We start from the raw sequence: 16,825 nt of genomic DNA on the forward strand, positions 1-16,825 counted from the left end.
TAACGCGCATGGCTGAATGGTTAATTTGTATTGATGATACTGACGATATTGGCACCAAAGGTACTGGTGAGATCGCCAGTGAAATCGCCGAATTACTGCGTTGCCAAGGTGGCGATGTGTCGCTAGTAACCCGGCATCAGTTATATGTCCACGACGACATACCGTACACCTCCCATAACAGCGCCATGTGTTTTGCCTACGATGGCCCATTGTCGGTAGCAGAAATTAAAGCGATTGCCGTAGCGCATTTGCGGCAGGAAAGTGCGGCAGCAGCAGATCCCGGACTGGCGATTGTGCATCTACCATCGCTGCAAGATGTTGAGGCATTGCAGACTTTTGGTAAAGCGGCCAAGCAGCAGGTACTGACGAAAGCCGACGCTTACCAGTTGGCTCAACAACTGGCAATTGATCTTAGTGAACATGGCGGTACCGGCCAAGGTGTGATTGGTGCATTAGCTGGGCTGGGACTGCGACTTTCAGGTAATGATGGGCGAGTTAAAGGGCAACTACAGTTGGGGCAAGGGGAGTCGCCACAGCCGTTTAAGGTTGCCGATATTCTGCGTCAAGGAGTCCTCGACGGCGTGCTCTCCACTGAGGGTACTTGGTTGCAGCCGCAGGATGACGTGTGGCTTAGTGGTAAGGTAAAAGCGGTGATGGCGCAGGGGCGTTTTGCCCTCTTAGTGTCACAGGCGGATGGCCGCTGGTGTAATGCGTCTAAACAACAGCTCAAGGAATATTGATGATCGATCGGCGGCGATTTGTCGACCATGACGGCAACTGGGTTTTTGTGTCAGGCAACAACGCGGCAGCGGAGGCGCGGGCTCAGGCATTGCAATGTCGCTATTTTGTTGAAGATGATGAGGATGAACAAGTGGATGACGTGCTGCGTAGTTGTTATAACTGTGGCTACCGCCGTTGGACTTCCTCAAGTTTTCACTGTCTTGCAATAAAACCCGCCACAACCAATTAGAAGTGAGATCTGCTCATAGGTAAAAACTATCACCTATAATATAGTACTGTCTAAATTTGACTCGCCGGAGGCGTCAGCCTGTTATCAGGTGAGATAGTTGCAGTGGAAGCGCCAGCCCATTATCGGAGCAACTTAATGACAGAGACTTTGCGAAAAGCAGATCTGATTAAACTGCCGGTTTCCAGCTTGGAAATTGGCATGTTTGTGACTGCCATTGAAAACAGCGAACACGTTATGGTGACCAACGCCGGACGAATTTCTACTATGGATCTCGTCGTTAAACTGAAAAACAAAGGCGTTAGCTTTGTTTGGATCGATCCGGCGCGATCTAGCTTCACACCTGAAAAACCCCCGACAGCAATAGCCATTGTTAGTGACACGGCCAATGGCATCAAAAATCGTGAATTGGCACAGCAGCAAGCCATTGAACTATTGCACGAAGCGAAAGGGTTAGTGCGCAAAGTGTTGTCAGAGACCTTTGAAGGCAAAGCCATTGACGTGACCAAAGTGGAAGCGCTTGCTGAGAATATGATTGAGTCGGTCATGGATAACGCCGATGCCTTCAAATGCGTGTCGGCACTGCGCTCCAAAGATGCTTACCTGCTGGAGCATTCGGTTAACGTGGCGGTGCTGTTAGTGACCTTTGGTCGTTATTTAGACTTGAGTCGCGATATGCTGCGGCAACTGGCCGTTGGTGGAATTCTGCATGATGTTGGCAAGATCAAGGTGGACAGCAATGTGTTGAACAAACCCGGTAAGTTGACACCGGATGAGTTCGAACATATGAAACTGCATCAGGTGTACGCAATTCCCATCATGAGTGAAACGCAGGGATTATCTCAGGTGAGCAAAGATGTGTGCCTGATGCATCACGAAAAACTGGATGGGCGTGGTTATCCTCGCGGTCTTAAAGGTGAGCAATTACCACTGCACGGACGCATGAGCTGCATTGTGGATATCTATGATGCGCTCACAGCTACCCGTTGCTACAAGGAAGCGATGAGCCCGTCTGCGGCCTTTAAGATTTTGCTGAGTCTCACCCCTTTCCATCTGGATGAAAGTCTGGTTTATGAGTTTATCCGCTGTATTGGCGTCTACCCAGTGGGCTCGTTAGTTGAGTTGTCCGATGGCCGTGTGGGGATCGTCTGGGAAACCGAAGGCCGCGATGTGCTGCATCCGGTGGTGAAGTGTTTTTATTCCAACAAACACAAGCACTATACAGAGGTAGCGCTGGTGGATCTGAAAAAATCTGAATTGAATATCGAACGCGGGATCTCACCATCCAGCATGTCCGTTGACCCAACGCCTTTCTATTAGACCGGACATCATGTGTCTACGTCAGTTACACTGAACGGCCTGTCGCAGGCCCGCTGTTTTTTGGAGACATGATGTCACACTGGAAAGCGTTACTTTTGTTGTTATCGTCGCTGGCATTGTTAGTGCCAGGCGTTACCTTGCCAATCCTGACCATCGATGGCCACATTGAAAAAGCCAAACTATCGGCAACTGGCATGGATATGCTTGCTGAAAGTGTTAGCAAAGATACTGCTGACGGAAAACAGCAGACCCGTAATATGTTGGGTTTTGTTGCCGGACTGTTGGGGCTTGATCACCTGCAAGGCGAGGTCGAGGTTTTTCATAAAAGTCGCAGCATTTGGGGCACGGTGACGGAGTTGCAGCAACACGGTAATCTGCTGGTGGCTGTGTTGGTTGCTTTGTTTTCAGTGGTGATCCCAGTGCTAAAGCTACTGTTGTTACTGCTTTCTGTATTGCTGCCGTTACCAGCGGGGGCGCGACGTAACATCACCGCAGTGACTGATGCCATTGCCAAATGGTCGATGGCCGATGTGTTTGTAGTGGCGTTGATTATCAGTTTTCTTGCTGGAGATGCCTCAGCCGGCATGGGCGATTTGGTGCGAACCAGTGCCCAGTTTGAACCGGGTTTCTGGTGCTTTTTGGGGTACTGTCTGCTGGCGATTGTTGGACAATTTCTGCTTAAACCTCGTCGAGATTCAATGGATTAGCCCGCATACTGCTGGCAGAAGGCGATAAATTGTTGCGCTAGTGCGCTCAGATATTTCTGCTGATGCCACACCAGCGAAAGTTGCCTTGGAAAATGCAGCGCGAGAGGTAACTGTTTTAGCGACCCGTCATTGAGATGGCGCGCCGCCGCTAGTTTTGAAATCAATGTTAGCCCGAGTCCCTGTTCCACTGCCAGCATCACCGCTTCCAGTGAATTCAATTCTAAAATGCGTCCCACCTTGGTTAATTTGGGCGCTAGCTGCTGCTCAAATAGTTCGCGACTTCCAGAATTTATCTCACGCAGCACCCACTGAGAGTTTTCCAAGTCTGCTAACTGCAGATTGGCATAGTGAGCCAGCGGGTGATTGACCCCTGCTATCAGCAACATCTCATCTTGTAACCAGGGTTGTTGCTGTAATTGGGACAGATGGCTGCGTCTTTCAATCAGCGCTAGATCCAACTCAAAATTCGCCAGTTGTTGACACAGTTTGTGGGTATTACTGATCTCCACCCGAATATCGGCCTCTGGAAATGCTGCCAGTAACTGCGGTAGCAGATAGTTGCCTATGGTTTGACTAGCACCCAGTCGCAGGGTGCCTGCAGCTATCGCCTCAGGGCTGAATAACTGGCCGATGTCACTGACTCTTGCCAACACTTCGTCCGCCAGTGGTTGCAGCTGTTGTCCTTGGCTGTTGAGCTGCAATCTGGGATGAACCCGGTCGAATAGCTGCGTGGCTAGCTGTCGTTCTAACTCGGCCAGTGACTGCGACACCGCGCCTTTACTGAGAAATAGCGCTTCTGCGGCTTGGGTCAGATTGCCGTAACGGGCAATGGCGGCAAATACCTGAAGCTGTTTGATGCTGATCATTGTTTAGATTTTCTATACAAATAATTCAATTCATTTAGATATCACAAATGTAAAAAGCTTTCTATGATGCGTTGAAATTTAACCAATGGGAGCACGTTTATGGGATTCAATCCCGGTCGTCTGGCGGCAGCGCCGACGCCTATGGCTGGTTTGGCATTAGGTATCGCCAGTCTCGGCTGGTGTTGGGAAAACAGCGGGTTATTTGCCGGTCAGGCTCAACGTCTGGGCGCCGTATTTGCGGCCGCTATGTTGCTGGTGTTATTGGGTAAGTTCCTGCTACATCCAAAATCACTGTGGCAGGATTTAGCGCATCCAGTGGTGGGCAGCGTGGTACCAACGTTTGCCATGGCAACCATGGTGGTATCTAAAGCAATTTCTGGCCCGGTGGGGGCGGGGTTATGGCTGCTGGCGGTATTGCTGCATCTGCTGTTTCTATTGGCTTTTTGCTTTCATCGATTACGTCAGTTTGAATTGTCCCATATGGTGCCTAGTTGGTTTGTGCCGCCGGTGGGCATTATTGTGGCGGATGTTGCTTGCCCTGGCGCGGCGATGTTGCCGTTGGCGCAGGGGCTGTTGTGGTTTGGCATTATCTGTTACGGCCTGATGTTGCCGTTGATGTTGTATCGATTGATTTTTGCGGCGGAGGTTCCTGATGCCGCCAAGCCCACCATTGCCATTCTGGCGGCTCCAGCCAGTCTGTCGCTGGCAGGATATCTAACGGTGGTCGAGCAGCCATCGCCGTTGCTGGTAAGCCTGTTGTTGGGCATTGCAGTGCTGATGACCGGCATCATCTATCTGGCTTTTTTCAAGTTATTACGGCTTCCATTCAGCCCCGGGTTTGCCGCGTTTACCTTTCCCATGGTGATAGGCGCAACTGCACTATTCAAAACGGAAGCATGTTTTCGTCAGTGGCAGTTGCCGCCGCAAACGGTTATCCAGTTGCACGGATTAGCGCAGTTGGAGCTAGCGGTAGCAACGGTCATTGTGAGCTATGTTGCCCTGCGCTATGTACTGTATTTCAATCCTTTGCGGCAGCGAGCGCTGGTGGGTTAGCAGGGTTTTAATAAGTAATAGATATAAAAATAGAGATGGTTATTAGATATGGTTTTTGAATCTTGGTCCGATGCATCTGCAATAACGATAATGCCAGTCGTTATTGACCAAGGAAAGATGATGAAACCTGTTCGCCCATTTGTTGCCGGCATTTTGTGTGCGATGGCGTTGCTGATGTTGCTGGATCTGCAGCTCTCTGGGTTGTCGCGCGCACTACTGGAACTGTTGGTGTTTACGCTGTTGTGGTACGCTTTTGCGCGCTGGCAGTCGCGGCGCGGCATCCGATCACACGATCGGGATGCCGGACGCTGATCCCAGATTAGGGTTGCCCCTGACCGAGGACGCCGTTGCTGGCGATGGGCACTATCCAATAACGACAGGGGTTGTGTTGGCAGACTTGCGCCAGCGTCGTTAATAATGCTTCCTGCGACTGTTGCGGGTGCATAATCTCAAACTTGTAAAACTGCCGATAGCCTTCCACCTGTTCTTTCAGATTGTACTGGCTGTGTTCGCGGCTGAAGCCGCAGATATCCACCAGACTGAAGCCAGACAGATAGTCCAGCGACATCAAGGTGTCGACAATATCATCCTTGATATTGTGCTGGGCTATCAGCACTAACAGTTGCTTCATTTGCGTTTCTCCAGTGCCTCATACAACAGTGGCAATAAGTACAGAGTGGTGATGGTTGACGTGATCAGGCCGCCGATAACCACAATGGCCAGTGGGCGTTGGATTTCAGCCCCCGGGCCGGTGGCAAATGCCAGTGGGATCAAGCCGAACATAGCGGTGGTAGCGGTCATCATAATGGGCCTTAAGCGGCGTGCAGCGCCCTGTTTCACCCGATCTTCCAGCGTGGCGAACATGTGTCGCGACTGTTCATAGTAACTCACCATCACCACCCCATTGAGTACCGCAACCCCTAACAAAGCGATGAATCCCACGGATGCGGGTACTGACAGATATTCCCCTGACAAGAACAGGCTGATGATGCCGCCCATCATCGCAAAAGGAACGTTTGCCAGGATCAGCAACGCCTTGGAAATGGTGCCAAAGGTAGTAAACAGGATTAGGTTGATCAGCATAATGGCTACGGGTACCACCAGCAGCAAGTTATTGGTGGCGCGCTGTTGGTTTTCAAACTCACCACCGAAGCTGAGACTAAAGCCGCTGGGCAGGGTTAATTGGCTTGCCAGCTTGCCTTTGAGCTCCTCCACAAAGCTGACGATATCACGACCACTGACATTGGTGGTGACCACGGCAAAACGGTTGCCCTGTTCGCGGTCGATGCGGATGGGGCCTTGCTGATAGCTGATATCGGCCAGCTCACTCAGCGGTTTGAGCGTGGCGTCTGGCAGTTGCACCACCTGTTGCTGCAGTTGTACCAAACTGGTGATGTTGTCATTTGGATGGGCAATCAATACCGGTGTCCGTTTTTTGCCTTGGATCACCTCTGTCACCATCACCCCTTCCAACTGGCTCTTCAGATAGCTGCCGAATGCCGTAGCATCCATGCCATAGCGACTGGCAAGGCCATCTTTCAACTTCAAGTTGATAAACGGACTGCCTTCGGTCATCGCCATTTTCACATCTTGGGCGCCGGTGGTTGAGCTGGTGATATCGCTGATCTGTGCGGCAAGTCGGTTCAATGCTGCCAAATCATCACCAAAGATTTTGATAGCGACGTCACCAATGCTACCGGTGAGCATCTCTGAAACCCGCATCTGGATAGGTTGGGTAAAGTTGAAATCGATGCCGGGAAATTTCACCACTTCGGCACGAATCGCTTCAATGAGTTGCTCTTTAGTGTCAAAGCGCCATTCATCAACGGGTTTCAGTTGCAGGAACACGTCGGTTTCATTCAGCCCCATGGGATCCAGTCCCAGCTCGTCGGCACCGGTACGGGCCACCAATTGGCGGATTTCGGGCACAGTTTGCAGCAGGTGGTTTTCTATCTGGGTATCTAAATCTAATGATGACTGTAGTGAAATAGAGGGCGATTTGGCTAACTGCAAAATAATGTCACCTTCATCCAAGGTCGGCATAAAGGTTTTTCCTACCAATGCAAACAGGCCAAAACTCATCACCAGCAGTACGCCGGCAATGGTGACAAAGCGCTTGCCATGGTGCAGTACCCATTCCAGCGACTGTAGATAATGGTGTTTGAGCCAGTGGACAAACTTAGGTTCTTCTACCGCCTTTTCATTCACCAGGTAGGACGCCACTACCGGAATGATGGTCAGCGCTAGTAGCAGCGCCGATAGCATGGCAAACACTATGGTGATGGCGACAGGCGAAAACATTTTGCCTTCGAGCCCACTCAATGTCAGCAATGGCGAGAACACGATGATGACGATAACCGTGCCGGAAACCACCGGGGTGGCAACGTCTTTTGTGGCTCGGTAAATCAAGTGTAATCTGGGCAAGCGTTGTCCACCTGCCAACTGGTTCACCATGTTTTCCACCACCACCACCGACGAATCCACCAGCATGCCGATGGCGATAACCAAGCCCCCTAAACTCATCAGGTTGGCTGACAGGTGGAAGTAACGCATTAACACAAAGGTGGATAGCGCTGCCAGTGGTAGCGCCAGTGATACCACCAGTGCGGCGCGGATGTTACCAAGAAACAGTGCCAGCAACACAATCACCAGCACCACCGCTTCTACCAGCGCTTCTGAAATCGTGCCAATGGCAGTGCTGATAAGATTGGCGCGGTCATAAAACACATTGAGTTTGCTGCCCGGCGGTAAGGTCGGTTCTATTTGCGCCAGTTTTTGCTTCACCGCCTTGACCACATCGGCGGTATTAGAGTCTTTCAGCGCTACGATCAGTGCTTCTGTAGTTTCACTGCCGTTACGGGTAACGGCACCGTAGCGGGCTAAGTGACCAATCTCAACCTCGGCCAGGTCTTGCAGCCGGTAGGTGCCATTAGCATTGCTGATAATGACCATGTTGCGCAGGGCATCAATGGAACCCACGCGGCCTTCGGTGCGCACGGTAAAATTATCGGTACCTAAGGTGATGCGCCCAGCACCTGTATTGACATTATTGGCATTAATGCGTGCAATCAGCTGGTCTTGACTGATCCCGGCTTGTGCCATCGCCACCGGGTTTGGGGTTATCTGCAACGTTTTAGCATAACCGCCGAGAATATTGACATCGGCCACGCCAGGCACAGTGCGCAGTAAGGGCCTGATTTGCCATTGCAGCAACTGTCGCCGCTCCAACAAAGACATTGACGGATTTTCCAGTGAAAACATGAAAATTTCACTGAGCGGGGTGCTCATCGGCGCGATGCCACCCTCAATATTGGCCGGCAGTTTGTCTTTCACCGCAGCTAAACGATCGCTGACCTGCTGACGTGCCCAGTAAATATCGGTGCCTTCATTAAAGTCCAACGTGATGGCGGTGATGGCGTATTTGGTGGTGGAGCGTAATATAGCCTGCTTGGGGATCCCCAACAGCTCGGTTTCAACCGGCACTGTCACCTGCGACTCAATCTCTTCCGCCGTCATACCGGGTGCTTTGAGGATAATTTTGACCTGAGTCGGTGAAATATCCGGGAAGGCATCTAACGGAATACCCAACCAAGCATAACTGCCAGCACCGGCCAGGATCAGCCCGGTGATCAGCATAAATAGCCGCTGCGTCAGCGAGAAACGGATAATGCCATTTAGCATATTATTCGCCCCCTAATCCCAGCAGTACACCTTTGGCGGCGGCTACTGAGTCGCTCAGTACCTCGCTGTTTTGCAGTTCGGGTTGTGATTGAACCAGATAGTTATCGCCATCAACTGCCAGAATCTTGACTGTCGTGGGTAGTAGTTTATCGCCCTGATGGCGTAATACCTGACTAGCGGTCCCCCAGGAATAAACACTTTGTTTGGGGAGCTGAAGTGCCTGTAGTTGTCTTAAAGGGGTTACCTGCAGTTGTTGTCCAAGGGTGAGATGGCAGGCGGGGGCGACCGTGGCACTCCAGGCATCTACAAAACCGGCCTTGGCAACATTATCGCGCCGTACCACTGCTAGCTTACAGCTACCGGTATCAATGGCGCTGGTGTCGGCCGCGATCGATAACGGCAAGCTTACCTGCAGACGAATATCTTGTTCTGGAATGATGCCTAGCAATAAACCGCCATCAGCTAAGGGTTGGCTAGCGTCACCATAGCGCAAGATGCCAGCCGTAGGGGCTTTCAGCAGTGACCCCTGTTGCTCCGGTGCCTCCTCTAGTAACTCCATAAAGTGGTGCATATGCTCAAACGTCAGTTTGGCATCATGGTATTGCATACTGATTTGGCTCCACACTTCGGCACCGATAGTCCCGTTAGCGTGTAATTTGCGGTTATGTTCATAGCGGCTTTGCGCTAGGGTGAAGGCTTCTTTGGCGGCGTCGAACTGCATATAGAAATGGTGAATACCTGCGCCTTGTAGCAACACCAGTGGTTGACCGGCGGTAACGGTTGCTCCTTCAGCGACCAGCCAGTGCCGTTGCTGAATGGTTTCCGGTACCGTCACATAAAAAGTGTTGCCAACTTCTGCGGTGACAAATGCGGGCACTGGGCTGGCGGGCAGTTGTTGCACAGCTTTTACCTGGGTGTAGCTTAAAGTCAGGTTGCCAAGACTGGCCACCGTCAGATCATCGGCAAGGGTGGCAGCACTGCACAGTGCTATTACGCTACTGCCGAGCAGTGAGATCCATTTCATAAGGTAACTCCAAGAGCTTGCAATTGTTTGGAATGTAATTGGGATTGCGCCAGTTGATTGAGTGCCAGGCGGCTTTCGTTATCAAGCATCTCGACATAGCTACGCAGCCAAGCTTGATATTGCGCTAACCCCTGCTGTTTGGTGGCTGCCAGCGCATCAGTAAGCTGTTGCGTGAGCGCCAATGTCTGCTGCAACAGCAATTGTTGCTGCTGCAGCTGTGTCTGCTGCTGTTGTAGTTCATCTAACTGCAAACGTGTCTGTAGCATCAGTTGCTGTTGTTGCTGTTGCAGAGTTAACTGCTGCTCTACCAACGTACCGACTTCCTGCTGACTCAGGCCACTGCTGACGGGTAACGGGATATCCAGCGCCAAGCCAAGTGCTTGTTCTTCCATGCCGGGGGTCGCGGTGTTCTTGGCATTAACAGACAGTATCCAGGGGGTATTGTTGCCGTCGGCCATGGCTTTGCCGAGCAGTTTCTGGCGTTGCAGTTGAATGCTAGCAAGTTGCCATAGCGGATTATTGATGCCGTCATCCTCTGGTAATATCCGGTTGCTTTCATCGAGTGACGGTAGTTGACTGAGCCCTGTTAGACGTCTCAGGGCATCGCTGGCGCTGGCAAGCTGCTGCTGTAACGGCAAGGTTAGCAGTTGCAGGTCCAATAGCTCTTTTTGCAGCATCAACAGCTGGCTGGTGGGCGCTTCGCCACTGTGGCTCAACGCTTGTTGCCGAGTCAGCAGTTGTTGCAGTAATTGCTGTTTGTGCTGTTGCTGTGCCAGTTCCGCTGTTGCCAATTGCTGTTGCCACCAGTATTGACGGATCAGCCCTGACAGGTACAGCTGTTGCAGTTTGCTCTGCTGTTGTTGTAACTGTTCGTCTAACGGCCGGAGTTCAGCATCTATCCTCTGCATCGATGGTGATTTAAACGGCAGGTTTAAAGACAACTGCTGTTCGTAACTGCGACGACTGTCCAGCCCTTGCAGATGGCTGATACTGATAGTTGGTAGACCTATTAACCAATCGGAACTCTGGTAAATAGGTGTGAGTTGCGCGGTATAATTGTGTAATCTGGATTGCGCCTGCTTGAGTAGCGCGGTGCGCGCTTCATCAGCCGTTGCTGACAAAGTAAGTGCTGGCACTAGCATCACCAGCACTAAAGTATAATTTCGGAATTTCATAAGCTGTGATCACCGGGGGAAACAACGCTACCAGCCTGACACAAAAGTGTGCTGGGATCGTCGGGGAGCTGTATCATAAACACCGACCATGGTACATCTGTACCATGTGACTAATTTTTTGATGTTAAAGGATTTATTTCCAGGAGTTGCAAAAATGAAGGATTGGCTGATGATTACGCTGCTCAGCGTAATAATGCTGCTGAACCTGCTTGATGTGTTGTCAGATCTGGAACTTGGAGTCCCAACTTGGCACATTATTCAGGAAAGCTTGCTGGTGACGTTGTCGGCTTTGGGCACATTGTATATCAGCACCGATTTGTTACGCAGAACTCGAAAGCTCCGGCAACTGGCCGTTCAGCTTAAACGGGCGGATACCCGTATCTGCAATATTTCCAGTCGGATGCAGGCCGCTCGGCAGGAATATACGGAAGCCGTGCAACAACAGTTTGAGTTGTGGTCACTTACCCGGAGTGAGCAGGAAGTGGCATTATTGCTGCTAAAAGGGCTGAGTTTTAGAGAAATATCCGGTGTGCGCAGCACTAAAGAAAAAACCGTCAGACAGCAGGCGTCTTCTATCTACACCAAGGCTGGCGTCGACGGGCGCCACAGTTTTTGCGCCTGGTTTATGGAAGACTTTATTCAACCCTCATCAGAAGACCGGGTGCAGGCGGCTTAAGCTAGCAATTCAGTGTAGCCACAACACACAGACGAGTGAGCCACTGCCAATTGCCAGCCACAACAATGTTGCCATCAATAATGGTGCGCGACCATGTGTGCGTAGTTTTTTGAGGGTAATGCCACAACCTATCAGAAATAAACACACTACCAGTGCACGTTTGCCTGCCATAAATAGTAATTGGTACAGGGCTTGTCCTTGTGGCAGCAAGCTAGTGATGGCGATTGCCAGACAGTAGTACAGAATGAACGCAGGGATCACCATGCGGCCTTTGCCACCGAATACCACTGCACTTAATGCCGCTACCGGAATGATCCACAAGGCCCGAGCCAGCTTGATGGTGGTGGCCGTTTTTAAGGCGTCTTCACCGTAAGCCGAAGCAGCTCCTACGACCGATGATGTGTCGTGGATAGCAATCGCGCTCCAAACGCCGAAATCGTGCTGACTCATTGCCAGCAGATGACCAATCACCGGAAAAATAAATAACGCGATTGAGTTAAGAATAAACACACAGGCAAGGGCAATGGCCGTTTGTTCACTTTTGGCATTGATGGCGGGGGCAACCGCAGCGATAGCACTGCCACCGCAGATGGCGGTGCCACAGGCGATCAGATGGCCCGTACGTTGCTCAAGTCGCATTAGCTTGGTCAGCAACGTACCTATCACCAGCGTCATGATAATGCTACCGAGGATCAACGGTAGGTTATGGGTGCTGATATCAATCGCTTGTTGCAATGGAATGCCAAAACCCAGGCCGACAATAGAGAATGCCAGCAGCTTTTTGGTGATTTTGCCGATTTCCCAATTGCTGGGTAGCCAGCCCAGATTGGCCAGAATAAATCCTAGGATCAATGCTAATGGTGAACTGACGCCTGGTAACAAACAGGCGGCGGCAAGTAAGGTAAACAACACCTTACGGTGATTCTCCTGCAAACTGAAACTGCCAATCATGGAAGGAATTTTCCGCAAAAAATAGGAAGTGGCAGTATAGGGAAGGCTTGAGTGTCAGTGAAATCAAATAAACTTAATCACATGATTCAGTATTATTTAATCACTGGATTGTTGAACTTAAAAAAACAGCAGAATTTTAGTTCTGCTGTTGGGCGTATATGGGCTTATCCGGTGATTACAGCGCGTATATCAGGCCTGTCCGGTCAACAAACTGTTTAGACATGACTTGGCTACAAGTGTGGCCATCAATGCCTTCATGTAACAGACTGATCCATTGCCGGGTCTGGCGTTCTACACTTTCCAGCTGGATGTCATCAATGTTGGCTTTGTCATGACAGCCAATAGTGCCGGCATTATTAAAACTCAGTTCCAGATGGCAGCCGCTTTCGTGTTTCAGCAACAGGGCTTCCGGCTGCGCCTTATGACCCGCCATGGCCACAAATTGCCGTGGTTGACGCAGACCACTTAAAGTGGCATCGGCAAAACAGGCCAGCAGATGCTGGTAGTACACCATATAACCCGTTACATCGTTATGCGATCCCTGGGACAACGGAAACAAAATATCCAATAACTGTTTGGCATTGGACAGTTTTTCGGAAATATGGCGTTTAGCCAAGGATTCCACATTCACGACTGCCATTGCAATACATGGATGTTGGCGCTGCAATTCAGTGGTATTCAGTGGCATATTCATGGCTCTTCCCTCGTATCTCACGGCAAATGGTAGTGGTGCAAATAATCACCGACTTGTATATTTTGTAGACTAGCTGTTTTTATACTAGAATTTCACAATAAAAATTTTACATTGTGAATTTTACAAAATGCGCCAAGAACAGAGCCTACTTCGTAAGTCACATTTTCTCGGGACCAAGATCAGAAATCTGAGAAAACGCAATCACTTAACTATGGAAGATCTGTCTGCCCGCTGTGTCAGGCTGGATCCTGAGTCGGCGCCGTCAGTGTCTTATCTATCGATGATTGAACGTGGTAAGCGCACGCCGAGTTATGCCATGTTGCAGGTTATTGCCGACGTATTTCAGAAATCGCCGGAGTGGTTTCTCGATGATGCCCCAGAGGAGGAGGCGATTGTCCCAGAGAAGGGCAATCGCGGCGGTATCAGCGGTATGCCGTTGGAACCGGGATTTCTGTTCTCCGGTGATATTCTGCAAATTGCGATTCCAGAGATGCTGTCTCAAACAGGTATTTCTGGCCGCCAGTTCGCACAGCTACTGATCCGCGCCTACCAAGAACATCACCAAAATCACTTTCCCGATTTGGAACGCGCCGCCGATGATATTGGCAACAAGCAGTTGCCTTTGTCGCTGGAGGATATGCTGGATTTGGCTGCCAGACAGGGGCTTAAGGTACACTGGTTTCAGACGCCAAAAAATGAAAGTGGCACCCATCGGCTGGTGACTTCCTTTATGGATGCACCTGGGAAGCTGATGCTGAATGAAGCGTTACGCAGCAGTCCAACCCGGATGAAATATGACTTGGCGGTGCATATTGGTCATTGTGTATTACACCGTAGCGATGGTTTACTCCATGAGATGAATATAGGCCCAGGGGCATACGAACTTGACCCAGCGCAGCAGAGTTCATCGGTGAATGCTCAAGATATTCTGCAAGCTTGGCGCAGCTTTGAAGCAAGCTTTTTTGCCGGCGCCTTGCTCTGCCCCAAAGTCCCGTTTCGTCAGTTACTGGATCGTTACGGCTATGAAGTCGATGCACACCGGCTAGCGGGGGTAACGCCTTCGGTAGCGATGCGGCGGATGACGGTGGTTTCTCCCTATCCGCACTGGCACTATTTTGATGCCTACACACCAGGAAAACTCAAAGCGGTTTATCGCGGCAACGGTATTCCGTTGCCTTGGGGCAATATGCGTGAAGTGGCCGATCCCTGCCAGCATTGGTCGGTGTTCCGCATGATCACCGAACCTCGACAGGGCAGCGCGGCGCAGATTTCATTACTAGACGTTAACGGCCAGCCGCGCTTGTACTGTTGTGAGTCGGTAAAAGTGACCGATCTGGCCGGAAACAACCGGGTGTTGTGTGCTGGTATTGATCTCAATCCGGCCATGGAGGCTCAGGGAATGGATGCGCCAGCCATGACACAGGAGCTGAAGCAACTTTGCGTTAGCCGTGGCGGTGAAGCTGATATTCCTGCAGCCATGCGACGGCAACTGCTGATGCTAGCACGTATTTTGAATATTCACTGGTTGGAACGTGGGCTGCAGCAACAAGCGCGATTGATCTGCTCCCGTGGCGCAGTATGTCCACGGGAGCCTAAATGTTATGGCGCTTGCCAAGCCACTTGAGTCATCGTCAACGATGGCTTAAAGGCGAAAAGAAGATACCAACTTATCCAAACGATCTGCCAATTGATTCAGTGAGTCACTGGAACGATAGGTGTCTTCTGCCCGTTCGCTGGTGCGGTTCGACACTTCGCTGATCTCGGTCAAATTGCGGTTAATATCCTGTACCACCGCCGCCTGCTCTTCGGTGGCGGCCGCGACCTGGACATTCATGTCACTGATCAGCGAAATCCGTGCCGAAATCTGTTGCAGCACCTCGCTGGCTTCATCGGCAGCGCGTACGCCCTCGGCCGAGCGACTGCGGCTCTGTTCCATCGCGGCAACGGCTTTAGCGGCTTCAGTTTGTAAGCGGTCAATCATCTGTTGCACTTCATCTGTGGAGCTGGCAGTGCGCGACGCCAGATTCCGCACTTCATCGGCCACTACCGAAAAGCCGCGGCCAGCTTCGCCTGCTCGGGCGGCTTCAATGGCTGCATTCAGCGCCAACAGATTGGTTTGATCAGAGATGCTACGGATAACATCCAGTACACTGCCAATGGCGTCGGTGTGTTTGGACAATGACGCAATCACTTCAGACATCTGCCCAACATCGTCAGACAACTGATTGATGGTGCCACGGGTGCGGGCGACAACGTCTTGTCCGGTAACCGCTTCGTCGTCTGCACTCTTGGCTGCATCAGCCGCTTTTGCCGCATTGTTGGCGATTTCACTGACAGTGGCCCCCATCTGATTAACAGCCGTGACCACTGTTAACGTCCGGTCTTTCTGCTCATTGTAATCCAGTTGGCTCTGCTGGGCGTGTTTAGCGGCAGTGGTGGCTGCCGTTGTCAGGGTTTGACTGGTATCGGCCACTTCTTCAATCGAGCGGTGGATCTGCGAGATAAAACTGTTAAAACCGCGAGCTAGTTTTGCCAATTCATCATTGCCGTGTTCTGGCAAGCGTTGTCGCAGATCGCCATCACCCAATTCAATAAACATGTGAGCTGCACGAGCGATTGGACGACTGACTGAACCCGCAACCAGAATGGCTAACACAATGAATCCGCCGGTAATCACCAGCGTCCATAACAGGATGATCCATGATGCCTGATCTAACTCATCAAAGATTTCCTGTTTGGGCACTTGAGCAATCACATACCAACCTATGGTGGGCAGATAGCTGCTGGCGACTAAGGTATCAGTACCATTGAGCTTGAGTGTCTGCAGGTTGAAATCACTGTGTTGCAATAACTTATCTGCGGTTTGGCCGTAAAGATCTGTCAGGTGACTTTTCCCCACCAATGTTTGGTTTTGATGGATCTCAATTACGCCGTTTTCATCGGCGAGAAATACCTGACCAGTTTGCTCAATACGGAAGCTATTGAGCAGGGTCACCATATCTTTCAGCGACTTACCTAAGCCTACCAAGGCTCTGCCATTGGTCTGCTGATAGTTGATAAACAGTTTGATGTCACCGCTGTTTGGCTCTGTATACAGCTTTAGCATCTTGGTTTTGCCACTGTTCACATAATCAAAAAACCAAGCGTCTTGTTGATGATTAAGGATGCGCAGCAAGCCATTTTGGGTGTAATAAGCGGCAGATTGGCGGTCGGCATAAGACGCCTGTGCCAATTGATATTGGGCAACTAATTGCTGCAGCTTGGCCTCTACCAAGGGTTCTTCAGCATCCGGCCGCCCTTGCTCCAGCCAATGATTGAGAATGGGATCGTTTGCCAGTTGTTCTGAAGCATTCAGCAGCGTACCGATTTCCAGTTCGATACGACTGCGGATCTGCAATAACTGGTTGGGTAACTCGGAAGTCAGCATTCGTTGGCTGATAACCTGTTTGGCGTTGTGCTGACCTAACAGGCCAACCAAACATGTGGGCAGTAAAACTGCCAATATCATAGTGATCAGCAGTTTCTGCTTAATAGTTAATGTATTGAATTTCATATTTTTAATTTTTACAGCTTAGAGACTCAGGTATTTTCTGGAAACCAGATGGCCCGGATTTGGGCGCGCACCGACGCGACAACGCCGCCGCGGAGTCGGGCATTATCCCTGTCCAGCGGCGGCGCTGCAATCATGCTGTTTAAAAATACTGCAGTTAT

General features: G+C 50.8%; 16 protein-coding genes. 8 read left to right on the forward strand and 8 right to left on the reverse strand.

The window, feature by feature from the left end; genetic code table 11:
* The first annotated feature begins 8 nt into the window (after window positions 1–8).
* The 4 genes from J3L11_RS12690 (at window position 9) to J3L11_RS12705 (ending at window position 2,994) form a co-directional block, all read left to right on the forward strand.
* The gene (locus J3L11_RS12690; protein ID WP_133038908.1) at window positions 9–740 is read left to right on the forward strand and encodes a DNA-binding protein; all 732 of its coding nucleotides are present in this window, start codon (window positions 9–11) and stop codon (window positions 738–740) included.
* On the forward strand, window positions 740–970 hold the full coding sequence (locus tag J3L11_RS12695) for a hypothetical protein (RefSeq protein ID WP_207571226.1): 231 nt from the start codon (window positions 740–742) through the stop codon (window positions 968–970). Before J3L11_RS12690 ends, J3L11_RS12695 begins: the two co-directional genes overlap by 1 nt.
* Before the next feature lie 135 nt (window positions 971–1,105).
* A complete protein-coding gene (locus J3L11_RS12700) occupies window positions 1,106–2,287 on the forward strand; it encodes an HD-GYP domain-containing protein (protein WP_207571227.1) in 1,182 nt (393 codons plus the stop codon).
* Window positions 2,288–2,355: 68 nt separating this feature from the next.
* Complete coding sequence (locus J3L11_RS12705; protein ID WP_207571228.1) at window positions 2,356–2,994, forward strand: paraquat-inducible protein A; 639 nt, start codon at window positions 2,356–2,358, stop codon at window positions 2,992–2,994.
* Here J3L11_RS12705 and J3L11_RS12710 read toward each other — a convergent pair.
* Window positions 2,991–3,860 (reverse strand): LysR family transcriptional regulator, encoded by an 870-nt coding sequence (locus J3L11_RS12710; protein ID WP_207571229.1) that lies wholly within the window; start codon window positions 3,858–3,860, stop codon window positions 2,991–2,993. The genes J3L11_RS12705 and J3L11_RS12710 overlap by 4 nt on opposite strands.
* 99 nt (window positions 3,861–3,959) lie before the next feature.
* On the opposite strand from J3L11_RS12710, the gene J3L11_RS12715 reads away from it, so the two are divergent.
* Both J3L11_RS12715 and J3L11_RS12720 read left to right on the forward strand, forming a co-directional pair.
* A complete protein-coding gene (locus tag J3L11_RS12715) occupies window positions 3,960–4,913 on the forward strand; it encodes a TDT family transporter (RefSeq protein ID WP_207571230.1) in 954 nt (317 codons plus the stop codon).
* A gap of 120 nt (window positions 4,914–5,033) precedes the next feature.
* Window positions 5,034–5,225 carry a hypothetical protein gene (locus tag J3L11_RS12720; protein WP_207571231.1) on the forward strand — a complete coding sequence of 64 codons (192 nt, stop codon included), beginning with the start codon at window positions 5,034–5,036 and terminating at the stop codon, window positions 5,223–5,225.
* Between the two features lie 7 nt (window positions 5,226–5,232).
* Here the strand turns inward: J3L11_RS12720 and J3L11_RS12725 are convergent, their stop codons facing one another.
* From J3L11_RS12725 to J3L11_RS12740, 4 genes are read right to left on the reverse strand one after another with little or no spacing between them, the layout of a single operon-like run.
* Entirely contained in the window at window positions 5,233–5,544 is a 312-nt protein-coding gene (locus J3L11_RS12725; protein ID WP_133038913.1) for a DUF3240 family protein, read from the reverse strand.
* Window positions 5,541–8,594, reverse strand: a complete 3,054-nt coding sequence (locus tag J3L11_RS12730; protein WP_207571232.1) for a CusA/CzcA family heavy metal efflux RND transporter — start codon at window positions 8,592–8,594, stop codon at window positions 5,541–5,543. The genes J3L11_RS12725 and J3L11_RS12730 overlap by 4 nt, the downstream gene beginning before the upstream one ends.
* 1 nt (window position 8,595) lies before the next feature.
* Window positions 8,596–9,618, reverse strand: coding sequence for a membrane fusion-like protein (locus tag J3L11_RS12735; RefSeq protein WP_207571233.1), 1,023 nt, complete (start codon window positions 9,616–9,618; stop codon window positions 8,596–8,598).
* The gene (locus tag J3L11_RS12740; protein ID WP_207571234.1) at window positions 9,615–10,793 is read right to left on the reverse strand and encodes a metal transporter; all 1,179 of its coding nucleotides are present in this window, start codon (window positions 10,791–10,793) and stop codon (window positions 9,615–9,617) included. Before J3L11_RS12740 ends, J3L11_RS12735 begins: the two co-directional genes overlap by 4 nt.
* A gap of 154 nt (window positions 10,794–10,947) precedes the next feature.
* Here J3L11_RS12740 and J3L11_RS12745 point away from each other — a divergent pair, with 154 nt between their 5' ends.
* Window positions 10,948–11,469 carry a LuxR C-terminal-related transcriptional regulator gene (locus J3L11_RS12745; protein ID WP_207571235.1) on the forward strand — a complete coding sequence of 174 codons (522 nt, stop codon included), beginning with the start codon at window positions 10,948–10,950 and terminating at the stop codon, window positions 11,467–11,469.
* A 9-nt stretch (window positions 11,470–11,478) separates the two neighbouring features.
* Here J3L11_RS12745 and J3L11_RS12750 read toward each other — a convergent pair whose 3' ends face one another.
* The gene (locus tag J3L11_RS12750) at window positions 11,479–12,420 is read right to left on the reverse strand and encodes a putative sulfate exporter family transporter (RefSeq protein WP_189617704.1); all 942 of its coding nucleotides are present in this window, start codon (window positions 12,418–12,420) and stop codon (window positions 11,479–11,481) included.
* Window positions 12,421–12,595: 175 nt separating this feature from the next.
* Window positions 12,596–13,114, reverse strand: coding sequence for a malate synthase (locus J3L11_RS12755; RefSeq protein WP_207571236.1), 519 nt, complete (start codon window positions 13,112–13,114; stop codon window positions 12,596–12,598).
* Window positions 13,115–13,241: 127 nt separating this feature from the next.
* Here J3L11_RS12755 and J3L11_RS12760 point away from each other — a divergent pair, with 127 nt between their 5' ends.
* A complete protein-coding gene (locus J3L11_RS12760) occupies window positions 13,242–14,738 on the forward strand; it encodes a DUF3612 domain-containing protein (RefSeq protein ID WP_207571237.1) in 1,497 nt (498 codons plus the stop codon).
* Window positions 14,739–14,756: 18 nt separating this feature from the next.
* On the opposite strand, the gene J3L11_RS12765 is transcribed toward J3L11_RS12760, so the two are convergent.
* Window positions 14,757–16,667 carry a methyl-accepting chemotaxis protein gene (locus J3L11_RS12765; protein WP_207571238.1) on the reverse strand — a complete coding sequence of 637 codons (1,911 nt, stop codon included), beginning with the start codon at window positions 16,665–16,667 and terminating at the stop codon, window positions 14,757–14,759.
* Between the last annotated feature and the right edge of the window lie 158 nt (window positions 16,668–16,825).

The organism is Shewanella sp. 4t3-1-2LB, assembly GCF_017368415.1.
Lineage (GTDB): Bacteria > Pseudomonadota > Gammaproteobacteria > Enterobacterales > Shewanellaceae > Shewanella > Shewanella fodinae.

Excerpts from the sequence above, each read along its gene's own strand:
- J3L11_RS12690 (WP_133038908.1), top strand. The coding sequence starts at position 9 with ATGGCTGAATGGTTAATTTGTATTGATGATACTGACGATATTGGCACC.
- J3L11_RS12735 (WP_207571233.1), bottom strand. The coding sequence starts at position 9,618 with ATGAAATGGATCTCACTGCTCGGCAGTAGCGTAATAGCACTGTGCAGT.
- J3L11_RS12705 (WP_207571228.1), top strand. The coding sequence starts at position 2,356 with ATGATGTCACACTGGAAAGCGTTACTTTTGTTGTTATCGTCGCTGGCA.
- J3L11_RS12760 (WP_207571237.1), top strand. The coding sequence starts at position 13,242 with ATGCGCCAAGAACAGAGCCTACTTCGTAAGTCACATTTTCTCGGGACC.
- J3L11_RS12720 (WP_207571231.1), top strand. The coding sequence starts at position 5,034 with ATGAAACCTGTTCGCCCATTTGTTGCCGGCATTTTGTGTGCGATGGCG.
- J3L11_RS12700 (WP_207571227.1), top strand. The coding sequence starts at position 1,106 with ATGACAGAGACTTTGCGAAAAGCAGATCTGATTAAACTGCCGGTTTCC.
- J3L11_RS12695 (WP_207571226.1), top strand. The coding sequence starts at position 740 with ATGATCGATCGGCGGCGATTTGTCGACCATGACGGCAACTGGGTTTTT.
- J3L11_RS12755 (WP_207571236.1), bottom strand. The coding sequence starts at position 13,114 with ATGAATATGCCACTGAATACCACTGAATTGCAGCGCCAACATCCATGT.
- J3L11_RS12740 (WP_207571234.1), bottom strand. The coding sequence starts at position 10,793 with ATGAAATTCCGAAATTATACTTTAGTGCTGGTGATGCTAGTGCCAGCA.
- J3L11_RS12730 (WP_207571232.1), bottom strand. The coding sequence starts at position 8,594 with ATGCTAAATGGCATTATCCGTTTCTCGCTGACGCAGCGGCTATTTATG.
- J3L11_RS12725 (WP_133038913.1), bottom strand. The coding sequence starts at position 5,544 with ATGAAGCAACTGTTAGTGCTGATAGCCCAGCACAATATCAAGGATGAT.
- J3L11_RS12765 (WP_207571238.1), bottom strand. The coding sequence starts at position 16,667 with ATGAAATTCAATACATTAACTATTAAGCAGAAACTGCTGATCACTATG.
- J3L11_RS12710 (WP_207571229.1), bottom strand. The coding sequence starts at position 3,860 with ATGATCAGCATCAAACAGCTTCAGGTATTTGCCGCCATTGCCCGTTAC.
- J3L11_RS12745 (WP_207571235.1), top strand. The coding sequence starts at position 10,948 with ATGAAGGATTGGCTGATGATTACGCTGCTCAGCGTAATAATGCTGCTG.
- J3L11_RS12750 (WP_189617704.1), bottom strand. The coding sequence starts at position 12,420 with ATGATTGGCAGTTTCAGTTTGCAGGAGAATCACCGTAAGGTGTTGTTT.
- J3L11_RS12715 (WP_207571230.1), top strand. The coding sequence starts at position 3,960 with ATGGGATTCAATCCCGGTCGTCTGGCGGCAGCGCCGACGCCTATGGCT.